The 12,588-nt window shown below is 72.4% G+C and carries 15 protein-coding genes; 10 read left to right on the top strand and 5 right to left on the bottom strand.

Translation table 11 applies throughout. The features are described 5' to 3' along the window. Positions 1-81: 81 nt before the first annotated feature. Positions 82-582 carry a DUF4188 domain-containing protein gene (locus IO29_RS27435; protein ID WP_030382533.1) on the top strand — a complete coding sequence of 167 codons (501 nt, stop codon included), beginning with the start codon at positions 82-84 and terminating at the stop codon, positions 580-582. A gap of 85 nt (positions 583-667) precedes the next feature. Here IO29_RS27435 and ndgR read toward each other — a convergent pair whose 3' ends face one another. Beyond that, positions 668-1,384: an IclR family transcriptional regulator NdgR gene (gene ndgR, locus IO29_RS27430; RefSeq protein ID WP_006139611.1), complete on the bottom strand. Its 717-nt coding sequence runs from the start codon at positions 1,382-1,384 to the stop codon at positions 668-670. Positions 1,385-1,600: 216 nt separating this feature from the next. Between ndgR and leuC the strand changes: the two genes are divergently transcribed. The 4 genes from leuC to IO29_RS27410 all read left to right on the top strand — a co-directional run bounded on the left by leuC (position 1,601) and on the right by IO29_RS27410 (position 5,030). Next, the gene (gene leuC / locus IO29_RS27425; RefSeq protein WP_030382534.1) at positions 1,601-3,025 is read left to right on the top strand and encodes a 3-isopropylmalate dehydratase large subunit; all 1,425 of its coding nucleotides are present in this window, start codon (positions 1,601-1,603) and stop codon (positions 3,023-3,025) included. A 6-nt stretch (positions 3,026-3,031) separates the two neighbouring features. Then, positions 3,032-3,625: a 3-isopropylmalate dehydratase small subunit gene (gene leuD, locus IO29_RS27420; RefSeq protein ID WP_030382535.1), complete on the top strand. Its 594-nt coding sequence runs from the start codon at positions 3,032-3,034 to the stop codon at positions 3,623-3,625. A 373-nt stretch (positions 3,626-3,998) separates the two neighbouring features. Then, a complete protein-coding gene (locus tag IO29_RS27415) occupies positions 3,999-4,229 on the top strand; it encodes an SCO5555 family protein (RefSeq protein WP_030382536.1) in 231 nt (76 codons plus the stop codon). Positions 4,230-4,367: 138 nt separating this feature from the next. Continuing rightward, entirely contained in the window at positions 4,368-5,030 is a 663-nt protein-coding gene (locus tag IO29_RS27410; RefSeq protein WP_030382537.1) for an HU family DNA-binding protein, read from the top strand. Between the two features lie 296 nt (positions 5,031-5,326). Here IO29_RS27410 and IO29_RS27405 read toward each other — a convergent pair whose 3' ends face one another. Both IO29_RS27405 and cofC read right to left on the bottom strand, forming a co-directional pair. Beyond that, positions 5,327-5,530, bottom strand: a complete 204-nt coding sequence (locus tag IO29_RS27405; protein ID WP_030382538.1) for a hypothetical protein — start codon at positions 5,528-5,530, stop codon at positions 5,327-5,329. Between the two features lie 9 nt (positions 5,531-5,539). Further along, the gene (gene cofC / locus IO29_RS27400) at positions 5,540-6,196 is read right to left on the bottom strand and encodes a 2-phospho-L-lactate guanylyltransferase (RefSeq protein WP_030382539.1); all 657 of its coding nucleotides are present in this window, start codon (positions 6,194-6,196) and stop codon (positions 5,540-5,542) included. Positions 6,197-6,395: 199 nt separating this feature from the next. Here cofC and IO29_RS27395 point away from each other — a divergent pair, with 199 nt between their 5' ends. From IO29_RS27395 to IO29_RS27385, 3 genes are all read left to right on the top strand, one after another. Then, on the top strand, positions 6,396-7,262 hold the full coding sequence (locus IO29_RS27395) for a lysophospholipid acyltransferase family protein (RefSeq protein ID WP_030382540.1): 867 nt from the start codon (positions 6,396-6,398) through the stop codon (positions 7,260-7,262). Further along, positions 7,259-8,269 carry an NAD(P)H-dependent glycerol-3-phosphate dehydrogenase gene (locus IO29_RS27390; protein ID WP_030382541.1) on the top strand — a complete coding sequence of 337 codons (1,011 nt, stop codon included), beginning with the start codon at positions 7,259-7,261 and terminating at the stop codon, positions 8,267-8,269. Before IO29_RS27395 ends, IO29_RS27390 begins: the two co-directional genes overlap by 4 nt. Positions 8,270-8,427: 158 nt before the next feature. Further along, on the top strand, positions 8,428-9,585 hold the full coding sequence (locus IO29_RS27385) for a D-alanine--D-alanine ligase family protein (RefSeq protein WP_030382542.1): 1,158 nt from the start codon (positions 8,428-8,430) through the stop codon (positions 9,583-9,585). Positions 9,586-9,610: 25 nt separating this feature from the next. Here IO29_RS27385 and IO29_RS27380 read toward each other — a convergent pair whose 3' ends face one another. Together IO29_RS27380 and IO29_RS27375 are read right to left on the bottom strand one after the other, a co-directional pair. Then, positions 9,611-10,138 (bottom strand): DUF3515 domain-containing protein, encoded by a 528-nt coding sequence (locus tag IO29_RS27380; RefSeq protein WP_030382543.1) that lies wholly within the window; start codon positions 10,136-10,138, stop codon positions 9,611-9,613. A gap of 20 nt (positions 10,139-10,158) precedes the next feature. Then, on the bottom strand, positions 10,159-10,392 hold the full coding sequence (locus IO29_RS27375; RefSeq protein ID WP_030382544.1) for an Lrp/AsnC family transcriptional regulator: 234 nt from the start codon (positions 10,390-10,392) through the stop codon (positions 10,159-10,161). Between the two features lie 209 nt (positions 10,393-10,601). Here IO29_RS27375 and IO29_RS27370 point away from each other — a divergent pair, with 209 nt between their 5' ends. Then, the gene (locus IO29_RS27370; protein ID WP_030382545.1) at positions 10,602-11,567 is read left to right on the top strand and encodes a thiamine-phosphate kinase; all 966 of its coding nucleotides are present in this window, start codon (positions 10,602-10,604) and stop codon (positions 11,565-11,567) included. Continuing rightward, the gene (gene thiD / locus IO29_RS27365) at positions 11,564-12,385 is read left to right on the top strand and encodes a bifunctional hydroxymethylpyrimidine kinase/phosphomethylpyrimidine kinase (RefSeq protein ID WP_030382546.1); all 822 of its coding nucleotides are present in this window, start codon (positions 11,564-11,566) and stop codon (positions 12,383-12,385) included. The genes IO29_RS27370 and thiD overlap by 4 nt, the downstream gene beginning before the upstream one ends. Positions 12,386-12,588 lie beyond the last annotated feature (203 nt).

Below are 12,588 nucleotides of genomic sequence, written 5' to 3'. Positions count from 1 at the left end.
CTCCTCGGACAACGGCACTATCCAAGCATGCGGCGATCGGATAGTGCCGCTAGCCAACTGACGACTCCAGGGGGAGAGCTCATGGGAGGCAAGTCCGTCACCGCCGGCCGCACCACCGCCGGCGCCGAGGGTGACGTCGTCGTCCTGCTCATCGGGATGCGGATCAACCACTTCTGGGCGGCGCACCACTGGCTGCCGGTGCTGCGCGCGATGCCGCGCATGCTGCGCGAACTGACGCGGGACCCCGGGCGCGGACTGCTCGGTCACGTCCTGCTGACCGCCTCGCCGCGGACGTACTACGTCGTCCAGTACTGGGAGTCCAAGGAGAAGCTCTACGCGTACGCCACCTCGCCCGACATGTTCCACCACCGGGCCTGGGCGATCCTCAACCGCAAGGAGCGGGAGGGAAAGGCGCGGCAGCACGTGGGGCTGTGGCACGAGACCTACGTGGTGCCCGAGGGGTCCTACGAGTCGATCTACGCGGACATGCCGCCCTTCGGCCTCGCGGCGGCGCACGGCCAACTGCCGCTGGAGAAGCGGGGGCGCAGGGCGAAGGACCGGTTCGCGCACCGGTCCGCCTGACCGGGGGCGCGGGGGAGGAGGGGCGGGGGAGGGTCTGCCGCGGCGTTGGGGCCGGCCCTCCCCGGTCGAGGCGGGGTCGGGGTCGTCAGCCCGAGCGGCGCAGGGCCTCGGAGAGGCGGCCGGCGGCGTCGATGACCGCCTGGGCGTGCATCCGGCCCGGGTGGCGGGAGAGGCGCTCGATGGGGCCGGAGACCGACACGGCGGCCACCACGCGGTTGGACGGACCCCGCACCGGCGCGGAGACGGAGGCGACGCCCGGCTCGCGCTCGCCGATCGACTGGGCCCAGCCCCGGCGCCGTACGCCGGAGAGCGCCGTCGCCGTGAAGCGGGCGCCCTGAAGCCCGCGGTGCAGGCGCTCCGGCTCCTCCCAGGCCATGAGGATCTGCGCGGAGGAACCGGCCTTCATCGTCAGCGTCGAGCCGACCGGGACCGTGTCCCGCAGGCCGGACAGCCGCTCGGCCGCGGCGACGCAGATGCGCATGTCGCCCTGGCGGCGGTAGAGCTGGGCGCTCTCGCCCGTCATGTCCCGCAGGTGCGTGAGGACCGGGCCCGCCGTCGCCAGCAGCCGGTCCTCGCCCGCCGCGGCGGCCAGTTCGGCCAGCCGGGGGCCGAGAATGAAACGCCCCTGCATGTCCCGCGCCACCATGCGGTGGTGCTCCAGCGCCACGGCCAGCCGGTGGGCCGTGGGTCGTGCCAGTCCGGTGGCCGCGACCAGTCCTGCGAGGGTGGCGGGTCCGGACTCCAGGGCGCTCAGGACAAGGGCTGCCTTGTCCAGGACGCCGACGCCGCTACTGTTGTCCATGCAACGATACTTGCGTCTCACTCTGTGAAACGCAAGTTCAATTTTCCGTGGAACGCGCCACTCTGGAACACACACAGCACCACACAGCGGGCCCGGTGACCACGGGCCCGACGGCGGACGCCCGGGAGTTCACCGGAACTCGCAGGGGACGGGCGCTCCCCCCAGGATCTCTAGTTGGGCCGGCGGACACAGTCGTCGCCGGCCGGAGGGAAAGCGATGGGTAGGACACTCGCGGAGAAGGTCTGGGACGACCACGTCGTCCGGCGCGCCGAGGGCGAGCCCGACCTCCTCTTCATCGATCTGCACCTGCTGCACGAGGTGACCAGCCCGCAGGCCTTCGACGGGCTGCGCCAGACCGGTCGCACGGTGCGGCGCCTGGACCTCACCATCGCGACCGAGGACCACAACACCCCCACCCTCGACATCGACAAGCCGATCGCCGACCCCGTCTCCCGCGCCCAGCTGGAGACGCTGCGCAAGAACTGCGCGGACTTCGGCGTCCGGCTGCACCCGCTGGGCGACGTCGAGCAGGGCGTCGTGCACGTCGTCGGCCCGCAGCTCGGGCTGACCCAGCCCGGCACCACCGTCGTCTGCGGCGACTCGCACACCTCCACGCACGGCGCGTTCGGCGCGCTGGCGTTCGGCATCGGCACCTCCCAGGTCGAGCACGTACTGGCCACCCAGACGCTGCCGATGGCCCGCCCGAAGACCATGGCGATCACGGTCGACGGCGAGCTGCCCGACGGCGTCACCGCCAAGGACCTGATCCTCGCGATCATCGCCAAGATCGGCACCGGCGGCGGCCAGGGCTACATCCTGGAGTACCGCGGCTCCGCCATCGAGAAGCTCTCGATGGAGGCCCGCATGACCATCTGCAACATGTCGATCGAGGCCGGCGCCCGCGCCGGCATGATCGCCCCCGACGAGACCACGTTCGCCTACCTCGAGGGCCGCGCGCACGCCCCCGAGGGCGCCGACTGGGACGCCGCCGTCGCGTACTGGAAGACCCTGCGCACCGACGAGGACGCGGTCTTCGACGCCGAGGTCGTCATCGACGCCGCCGCGCTGTCGCCGTTCGTCACCTGGGGCACCAACCCCGGCCAGGGCGCCCCGCTCTCCTCCGCCGTCCCCGACCCGGCCTCCTACGAGGACGCCTCGGAGCGGCTCGCCGCCGAAAAGGCCCTGGAGTACATGGGGTTGGCGGCCGGGCAGCCGCTGCGCGAGATCAAGGTCGACACCGTCTTCGTGGGCTCGTGCACCAACGGCCGCATCGAGGACCTGCGTGCCGCCGCCGAGATCGTCAAGGGCCGCAAAGTCGCCGACGGCGTACGGATGCTGGTCGTCCCCGGCTCCGCGCGGGTCGGCCTCCAGGCCGTCTCCGAGGGCCTGGACGTCGTCTTCAAGGAGGCCGGCGCCGAATGGCGGCACGCGGGCTGCTCGATGTGTCTGGGCATGAACCCCGACCAGCTCGCCCCCGGTGAGCGCTCGGCGTCCACCTCCAACCGCAACTTCGAGGGCCGGCAGGGCAAGGGCGGGCGCACCCACCTGGTCTCCCCGCAGGTCGCCGCCGCCACCGCGGTCACGGGCCACCTCGCGTCCCCCGCCGACCTGTCCGACGCCCCCGTGCCCGCTGGAGTCTGATCAGTCATGGAAGCATTCACCACCCACACCGGCCGGGCCGTCCCGCTGCGGCGCAGCAACGTCGACACCGACCAGATCATCCCCGCCCACTGGCTCAAGAAGGTGACGCGGGACGGGTTCGAGGACGGGCTGTTCGAGGCATGGCGCAAGGACCCGTCGTTCATCCTCAACCAGCCCGAGCGGCAGGGCGCCACGGTCCTGGTGGCCGGCCCCGACTTCGGCACCGGCTCCTCCCGCGAGCACGCCGTGTGGGCGTTGCAGAACTACGGCTTCAAGGCCGTGATCTCGGCCCGCTTCGCCGACATCTTCCGCGGCAACTCGCTGAAGAACGGCCTGCTCACCGTCGTCCTGGACCAGCAGGTCGTGGAGGCGTTGCAGGAGCTCACCGAGAAGGACCCGCAGACGGAGATCACGGTCGACCTCGAGGCCCGCGAGGTGCGCGCCGAGGGCATCACCGCCTCCTTCGAGCTGGACGAGAACGCCCGCTGGCGGCTGCTGAACGGCCTCGACGACATCTCCATCACGCTCCAGAACGAGGCGGACATCGCGACGTACGAGGCCAAGCGGCCCTCGTTCAAGCCGCGCACGCTCCCGGTCTGACCCTCCGGCCCGCCCGGCCACGCACCGGCGAACGCCCGCCGTCCCCCAGGGACGGCGGGCGTTCGCCGTTTCCGGGTGCCGGGAGTGGTCCGGTGGCGCCTTCCGGCCGGTCGGCCGGAAGCCACCCGTCGGGTTTCGGCCACCGCCGACAGCCGCGTACCCCCAATCGTGGACGGTCGGGGATACGGCCGTGTCGGCGCCCGGACCGGCCGGCGCGCCCCCGTACTCGGAGCCAACTGCCCAGGTTACAAAGGTGTTTGCCTGGGTACGCGACCCCCGACGGGGTGATCGCGGCACCTGCCCGGACGACTGTCCGCAACGGCAGTTGCCCCCTGCGGGGGCGACAACTCGCCCCAGATGGCACAATCTGTGCATGGAACACGACGGCCAACTCGAGCTCTATACGGCGGTCGCGAACCAGCTCAAGGAAGCGCACTCCAGGGTGCGCGCACTGCAAGTCCCGGAGGGCGTACGGATGGCGCTGACCCGGAAGCTGCTGGTCATTACGGCCGCGGCCAAACACGATCTCGCCGGTGCGGCAAGGCGCCTGGAGCGGTTCTCGGAGGACCTCGACGAGGGCCGGCTCCCCGGGGCCGACGGCTGAGGGGAGTTCCCGGCAGCCGAGTCCGTTGCGGCACAAGGGTGATTAGCCCGTTTCGTGTTTGATTTGCGGTATGTATCTGCCTAACGTGCGAAAAGGCTTGAACAGTTTCGTTCGGGCAATGTCTCCGAAGGGGAAGACGTGAACAAGGCGCAGCTCGTAGAAGCGATTGCCGACAAGATGGGCGGGCGTCAGCAGGCCGCCGACGCGGTCGACGCCGTACTGGACGCCATCGTCCGCGCGGTCGTCGCCGGGGACCGGGTCTCCGTCACCGGCTTCGGTTCCTTCGAGAAGGTGGACCGCCCGGCCCGCTATGCCCGTAACCCGCAGACCGGGGAGCGGGTGCGGGTCAAGAAGACGTCCGTGCCGCGCTTCCGCGCCGGTCAGGGGTTCAAGGACCTGGTGAGCGGGTCCAAGAAGCTGCCCAAGGGCGGCGAGGTCGCGGTCAAGAAGGCGCCCAAGGGCAGCCTTTCGGGCCCGCCGCCCACCATCGCCAAGGCCGCGGGCAAGAAGGCCGCTGCCAAGAAGGCGACGGGCGCGCGCAAGACGGCCGCGGCGGCGACGAAGAAGACGGCCGCCAAGAAGACCACGGCGACGGCGAAGAAGACCGCCGCCAAGAAGACGACCGGCACGGCGAAGACGGCCGCCGCGAAGAAGTCCACGGCGGCGGCGAAGAAGACGGCCACGAAGGCGACGGCCAAGAAGGCCCCCGCGAAGAAGGCCACCGCGAAGAAGGCACCGGCACGCAAGTCGCCGGCGCGCAAGACGACGACGGCGAAGCGGGCGAGCAGTGCGCGGCAGTGAGCCGCGCACAGCCAGTTATTGACACGTGCCGGGCCGGACCCCTTGGGGTCCGGCCCGCGGTGCAGGGGCGCCCAGTAGCTCGGAGGTGCGGGTCGTCGGGCGGGTGCGGCCGCGCCGTGGCTGGTCCCGCGGTTCCCCGCGCCCCTGAAAAAGCAGGAAGCCCCTGCTTTTTCAGGGGCGCGGGGAACTGCGCAACGGGGTGAAGCCCCGTACGGGGTCAAAGGGGCGGAGCCCCTTGAGGACGGGACGGGTAGGGGCGGCGGGGGCGAGGAAAATCCCGGGCCACCCCCCCGATCTCAGAACGTCTGCAAGGTCACCAGGGTGATGCGGAGGGCGTCGCCCTCGCCGGCCGTCTCCACGCGCACCCGCTGCCCGGGGCGCAGCAGCCGCAGTCCCCCCGCGTCGAACGCCGCCGCGTCGAACGCGACCGGCGTCCCGTCGTCGAGCAGCACCTGCCCGGCACGGGTCTCGGAGTCGTACGTGTACGCGGTCGCCTGCATACCCGCAGCCTAATACCCGCACCCGGACGGCAACGCCCCCAGCGGCAGGGCCCCCACCGCGGCCGCCGTCCGCACCCCCACCCCCAACGCCAGCGCCGCCCGCAGATCCGCCCCCGTGTCGACGTCCTGCCGCACGGAGTCCACCGCGCCCGGCGCGAGTTCCACCGCCCCAGAAGCCAGATGCCGCCGCCGGGAATCCACACCGAACGCCGGCCGCAATTCCTGCCCCGCCCCCGCCGCGAGCAACGTCGTACCGATTCCCGCGGCATCCGCGAGAAAGGACCGCGGGAATTCGACGGCCGCATCGAGGACCCGCCCCAATTCGGCGGGCCGCAGCGCCGGAAGATCGGCGTTGAGGGCGGCCAGCGCCGCGCCCGGCCGCCGGGACCGCACGGCCCCCGCCCCGTGCGCCAGCGCCGCGTTCAGCCCGCCCGCCGGCTCGTCGGGGACGGGCACCGCGCCCAGCGCGGACAGCTCACGCGCGGCGAGCGGGTCGTCCGTGACGACCGCCACATCGCGCACCTGGGGACAGGCGAGCGCCGCCGCCACCGTGTCCTGCGCGAACGCCAGCGCGAGCCCCGGGCGCACTTCGTCCCCGGCGGTGTCCGTCAGGCGGCTCTTGGCCCGCGCCAGGGCTTTCACCGGAATGACCAACGACCACTGCACGCGCGCTCCGTCCGCCGACCCGTCGCGCCCATTGTCACCCGGACCGCACACCGTCCGCCCACGTCCCACCTGGCGGTTCACACACCGGGGCGTACGGTGTTCTCGACAGACAGGCGGCCCGGGGCCACACTTGTGCGGCTCCCCCGGGCCCGGGTTCCAGACCCGTCAGGCCCGAAAGCCCCTAGAGGAAGGTGTCCGTGTGCCCCGCCGGAGAATCGGCTTCTGGTACCGCTTCGCCGCGGTGATCTGCAAACCGCCGCTGGTGGTTCTGCTGAAGCGGGATTGGCGCGGAATGGAGAACATGCCGGCCGACGGCGGATTCATCACCGCGGTGAACCACAATTCGCATGTGGACCCCTTCGCGTACGCGCACTACCAGTACAACACCGGGCGTGTGCCGCGCTTTCTCGCGAAGAGCGGGCTTTTCCGCAAGGGATTCGTCGGCGCCGCCATGCGCGGCACCGGGCAGATCCCCGTCTACCGCGAGACCACGGACGCGCTCAGCGCCTTCCGGGCCGCGATCGACGCCGTCGAGAGCGGCGAGTGCGTCGCCTTCTACCCCGAGGGCACCCTCACCCGCGACCCGGACCAGTGGCCCATGACCGGCAAGACCGGCGCCGCCCGCGTCGCCCTCCAGACCCGGTGCCCGGTGATCCCCGTCGCCCAGTGGGGCGCCAACGAACTGCTGCCGCCGTACGCCAAGAAGCCGGCCCTCTTCCCCCGCAAGACGCACCGCGTCGTCGCGGGCCCGCCGGTGGACCTCAGCTCCTTCTACGGCCGCGAGATGACACCCGAGCTGCTGAAGGAGGCGACGGAGGTCATCATGGCCGCCATCACCCGCCAGCTCGAGGAGATCCGCGGCGAGAAGGCGCCCGACAAGCGCTACGACCCGCGCGAGGTCCGCATCGCACAGCGCAGACGCACCGCCGCGGCGGCCGCCGCCAGGGAGAAGGCCGGCCGGGCCGACGAGCGGCAAGTCGACGAGCGGCGGGACGACGAGCAGCAGGACCGCGCACCGCGGGACGTGCGCGAACAGCACGCACAGCAAGAGGGGCAGGGCACGTGAGCGAGCCGGTCAGGGCCGCCGTCTTCGGTACGGGATCGTGGGGCACGGCCTTCGGCATGGTGCTCGCCGACGCCGGGTGCGAGGTCACCCTGTGGGCGCGGCGCCCGGAGGTGGCCGAGGCGGTCAACTCCACCCGGACCAACCCCGACTATCTGCCGGGTGTCGAACTCCCCGACAATCTGCGGGCCACCGCCGATGCCGCCGAGGCCGCCCGCGGCGCCGACTTCACCGTGCTCGCCGTGCCGTCCCAGACGCTGCGCGCCAACCTCGCCGAGTGGGGCCCGCTGCTCGCCCCGGGCACCGTCCTGGTCTCGCTGATGAAGGGCGTCGAACTCGGCTCCGCGATGCGGATGAGCGAGGTGATCGAGGACGTCGTCAAGGTCGGCCCCGAGCGCATCGCCGTGGTCACCGGCCCCAACCTCGCCCGGGAGATCGCCGCCCGGATGCCGGCCGCCGCCGTGGTCGCCTGCACCGACGAGGACGTCGCCCGCAGGCTCCAGACCGCCTGCCACACGCGGTACTTCCGCCCGTACACCAACACCGACGTCGTCGGCTGCGAACTGGGCGGCGCGGTCAAGAACGTCATCGGGCTCGCGGTCGGCATCGCCGACGGCATGGGGCTCGGCGACAACGCCAAGGGCTCGCTCATCACCCGCGGCCTCGCCGAGACCACCCGGCTCGGCCACGCCATGGGCGCCGACCCGCTGACCTTCTCCGGCCTCGCGGGCCTCGGCGACCTGGTCGCCACCTGCTCCTCGCCGCTCTCCCGCAACCACACCTTCGGCACCAACCTCGGCAAGGGCATGACGGTCCAGGAGACCATCGCGGTCACCCGGCAGACCGCCGAGGGCGTCAAGTCCTGCGAGTCCGTACTGGATCTGGGGCGCCGGCACGGCGTCGACATGCCGCTCACCGAGACCGTCGTCGGCATCGTCCACGAGGGCAAGTCGCCGGTGGCCGCCGTCCAGGAACTGATGGGCCGCAGCGCCAAGGCCGAACGCCGCTGACACCGGCCGGCGCGGCCCGGAGCGCGCGCGTCACCGCCCGGTCCGGGGCCGTCCGTGCGGCCGTCCGTGCCACGCTGAGCGACTATCCGTGCGACGCTCAGCGACGGCCGGCGGCGGGCGCTGACGCCGGGCACACGGACGGGTACTCTCATCGCGATATGAGCACCGAGAACCTCCCCCAGAGTCCCGGGCAGCCGCCCCGCAAGCCGCGCGTGGCCGTCGTGTTCGGCGGCCGCAGCTCCGAACACGGGATCTCCGTGGTCACCGCCGGCGCCGTGCTGAACGCCATCGACCGGACCAAGTACGACGTCCTGCCGATCGGCATCACACGGGAAGGCCGCTGGGCGCTCACTGCCGACGAACCGGCCCGCATGGCCATCGTCGACCGGCGGCCCCCGGACGTCGACGAACTCGCCGAGGCGGCCGAGGGCGGCGTGCTGCTCCCCGTCGACCCGGCCAGCCGCGAGGTCGTCTACAGCGAGCCCGGCTCGGTGCCCAAGGCGCTCGGCGAGGTCGACGTCGTCTTCCCCGTGCTGCACGGCCCCTACGGCGAGGACGGCACCCTCCAGGGGCTGCTGGAACTCTCCGGTGTGCCGTACGTGGGTTCGGGCGTGCTCGCCTCGGCCGTCGGCCAGGACAAGGACTACATGAAGCGGGTGTTCGCCTCGTTCGGGCTGAAGGTCGGCCCCTACGTGGTGATCCGGCCGCGCGAGTGGGCGAACGACCGGGCGGCCGCCCGCAAGAAGATCGTCGACTTCGCCGGTGAGCACGGCTGGCCGCTGTTCGTGAAGCCCGCGCGCGCGGGCTCGTCCATCGGCATCACGAAGGTGGGCGGCCTCGCCGGCCTCAACGAGGCGATCGCCGAGGCGCAGCGGCACGACCCGAAGATCATCGTCGAGGCGGAGCTGCGGGGCCGCGAGATCGAGTGCGGGGTACTGGAGTTCGAGGACGGGCCCCGGGCCTCGGTGCCCGCCGAGATCCCGCCGCCGGACGCCCACGCGTACTACGACTTCGAGGCCAAGTACCTGGACTCCACACCCGGTCTGGTCCCGGCCCCGCTGACGCCGGAGGAGACCGCCGAGGTGCGGCGGCTGGCCGTCGAGGCGTTCGAGGCGGCCTCCTGCGAGGGGCTGGTGCGGGCGGACTTCTTCCTCACCGAGGACGGGGAGTTCGTCATCAACGAGATCAACACGATGCCGGGCTTCACGCCGATCTCGATGTTCCCGCAGATGTGGCAGGCGACCGGCGTCTCCTACGGGGAGCTGGTGGACCGGCTGATCGTGACGGCGCTCGGGCGGTCCACCGGACTGCGCTGACCGCCGACGGGAGTCGCGGAACGGTTCAGGTCATGGAGGCGGTTCCCTCGGGGACCGCCTTCTTGACGGCGGACGCCAGTCCGGTGAGGACGCCGGCGCCCTCCTCCTGCCCGGACATCCCCTTCGGCAGGCTCACCTGCACATAGGCCACGCGGTTGGCGGTGGTGAACCGCCAGGTGCCGTCGTCCTGCTTCTCCATCAGCCAGTCGACGCCGTTCACGCCACCGGCCACGGCGTCCGGATCGCCGCCCTCGGCCACCTTCGGGTCGATCATCTTCGGCGGTCGTACGACACCGCAGCGCAGTATGATCGCTGGGCTTCCCCAGCCCGCCGTGTAGGCGGACCGGGGCCCGGGGTCGTTGCGGCTCCGTCCGTCCAGCTTCCCGGGCAGCACCCGGTGCAGCGCCCGGCACACCTTCGCCGTCTTCACGTCGGGGGAGGGAACCGCGAGGGCGGCGTCGCCGTCTGCCGAGGAACAGCCCGTCGCCGCCAGCAGCAGCGCGGCGACGGGGGCGACGGGCAGGCCGAGGAGCCGGTGGCGGAAGAAGTTCACCGGCCAAGGGTAGACGGGGGCTACAGGTGCACCACCGGGCAGGTCAGCGTGCGTGTGATGCCGTCCACTTGCTGGACTCTGGCGACCACCATGCGGCCGAGTTCGTCGACCGTGTCGGCCTGCGCGCGCACGATGACGTCGTAGGGACCCGTCACGTCCTCGGCCTGGATGATGCCGGGGAGCTTGCTGATCGTCTCGGCGACGGTCGACGCCTTGCCGACCTCCGTCTGGATCAGGATGTACGCCTGTACCACGGAACCTCCAGGGCGGCCACGAGGATCATGTGGGGGAAAGGGACGCCACGGTATCGCGTCGCCGTCGGCCGCGGGGAGACCCGCGCACGCCGTGGTGCGGCGGGTGTGCGTGCCGGGGCGGACACAGGATGGGTGGTGACGGCCGTGAGTGCGGGCCGGCCCGGGATCGGGCACGTGGTGCGGACAGGGACAGAAGGGGCGATACGACGATGAAGGGCACCGTGGGCGAGCTGGGGGAGTTCGGGCTCATCAGGGAGCTCACCTCCCGGCTCACCACCACCCCGGCGGTGCGGATCGGCCCCGGCGACGACGCCGCGGTGGTCTCCGCGCCCGACCGCAGAGTGGTGGCGAGCACCGATCTGCTGCTCGAGGGGCGGCACTTCCGCCGCGACTGGTCCACGGCGTACGACGTCGGCCGCAAGGCCGCCGCGCAGAACCTCGCGGACATCGCCGCGATGGGGGCGGTGCCGACCGCGCTGCTGCTCGGCCTCGTCGTCCCGGCGGAACTGCCGGTCACCTGGCCGACCGAGCTGATGGACGGGCTGCGCGACGAGTGCCAGGTCGCCGGTGCGGCGGTGGTGGGCGGTGACGTGGTGCGGGGCGACACCATCACCGTGGCCATCACGGCGCTGGGCGATCTGCGCAACCACGAGCCGGTGACCCGGGGCGGGGCGCAGCCCGGTGACGTCGTCGCCGTCACCGGATGGCTGGGGTGGTCCGCGGCCGGGCACGCGGTGCTCTCCCGGGGGTTCCGGTCGCCGCGGGCCTTCGTCGAGGCCCACCGGCGGCCCGAACCGCCCTACCACGCGGGGCCGGCCGCGGCCGGGCTCGGCGCCACCGCGATGTGCGACGTCAGCGACGGGCTCATCGCCGACCTGGGGCACATCGCCGAGGCGAGCAAGGTGCGGATCGACGTGCGGTCCGGGGCGCTGGACGTCCCCTCCCAGATGAACGACATCGGGCAGGCGGTGGGCGTCGATCCGCTGCAATGGGTGCTGACGGGCGGCGAGGACCACGCGATCGTCGCGACCTTCCCGCCCGACGTGAAGCTGCCGGCACGGTGGAAGGTGATCGGCGAGGTGCTGCACCCCTCGGCGCTGCCGCAGGTCACGGTGGACGGGGCGCCGTGGACCAGCAAGGGCGGCTGGGACCACTTCGGGGACATCGAGTCATGAGCGCCGCCGTCGCTCCGCCCCGGGTGCTGACCGTGGCCGGGTCCGACTCCGGCGGGGGCGCCGGGATCCAGGCCGATCTGAAGACGATGCTGGCGCTGGGCGTGCACGGGATGAGCGTGCTCACGGCCGTGACCGCGCAGAACTCCGTGGGCGTGCAGGGGGCGTGGGAACTTCCGGTGGGGGCGGTGCGGGCGCAGTACCGCTCTGTCGTCGACGACATCGGGGTGCAGGCCGTCAAGACGGGGATGCTGGCGTCGGCGGAGCTGGTGGAGGCGGTGGCGGAGCTGCTGGCGGAGCTGCCGGCGGGCGTGGGGGTGCCCGTGGTCGTCGATCCGGTGGGGGTGTCGAAGCACGGGGACTCGCTGCTCGCCGAGTCCGCGCTCGACTCCGTGCGGACGCGGCTGCTGCCGGTCGCGACGGTGGCGACGCCGAACCTGGACGAGGTGGCGCAGCTCACGGGGGTGCGGGTGGAGTCGGAGGAGCAGCTGCGGCCGGCGGCTCGGGCGGTGTTGGCGTACGGGCCGCGGTGGGTGCTGGTGAAGGGTGGGCATCTGGTGGGGGCGGGCGAGGCGGTGGATCTGCTGACGGACGGGGCGGAGGAGCACTGGCTGCGTGCGCCTCGGTATGACAACCGCCACACGCATGGCACGGGGTGCACACTGGCGTCCGCGCTGGCGGCGCGGCTGGCGTACGGGGATTCCGTGCCGGAGGCGGCACGGGCGGCGAAGGCGTATGTGACGGGGGCGATCGAGGCGGGGTTCCCGCTGGGGGCGGGTGTGGGGCCGGTACACCACGGCTGGCGGCTGCGCGAGGCGTGAGCGGGGGTGTTTGGCTCCGGTGGTGGTGGGGTGGGGGTGCGCGGGGGGTGGTGTGGTGGGGTCGGGGCCGTGGGGGTGCGTCGAGTCCGTCGCCGGGCTGGCATACGGCCGTATCCCGGGACGGGTGCGCGTCTGCTGCGACGAGCTACGCGACGGACTGCGACGCACCCCCACGGCCCACTCCGGTCACACGGCGCCTGCGG

Source organism: Streptomyces sp. NRRL F-6676 (assembly GCF_000725625.1).
In the GTDB taxonomy this organism is placed as follows: domain Bacteria; phylum Actinomycetota; class Actinomycetes; order Streptomycetales; family Streptomycetaceae; genus Streptomyces.
Note: the sequence above shows the minus strand (reverse complement) of the source record. Positions and strands in the feature narration are given on the sequence as shown.

Coding starts and splice junctions, on each gene's coding strand:
- IO29_RS27435 (WP_030382533.1), top strand. CDS start 82: ATGGGAGGCAAGTCCGTCACCGCCGGCCGCACCACCGCCGGCGCCGAG.
- ndgR (WP_006139611.1), bottom strand. CDS start 1,384: ATGGACAACAGTAGCGGCGTCGGCGTCCTGGACAAGGCAGCCCTTGTC.
- leuC (WP_030382534.1), top strand. CDS start 1,601: ATGGGTAGGACACTCGCGGAGAAGGTCTGGGACGACCACGTCGTCCGG.
- leuD (WP_030382535.1), top strand. CDS start 3,032: ATGGAAGCATTCACCACCCACACCGGCCGGGCCGTCCCGCTGCGGCGC.
- IO29_RS27415 (WP_030382536.1), top strand. CDS start 3,999: ATGGAACACGACGGCCAACTCGAGCTCTATACGGCGGTCGCGAACCAG.
- IO29_RS27405 (WP_030382538.1), bottom strand. CDS start 5,530: ATGCAGGCGACCGCGTACACGTACGACTCCGAGACCCGTGCCGGGCAG.
- IO29_RS27385 (WP_030382542.1), top strand. CDS start 8,428: ATGAGCACCGAGAACCTCCCCCAGAGTCCCGGGCAGCCGCCCCGCAAG.
- IO29_RS27370 (WP_030382545.1), top strand. CDS start 10,602: ATGAAGGGCACCGTGGGCGAGCTGGGGGAGTTCGGGCTCATCAGGGAG.
- thiD (WP_030382546.1), top strand. CDS start 11,564: ATGAGCGCCGCCGTCGCTCCGCCCCGGGTGCTGACCGTGGCCGGGTCC.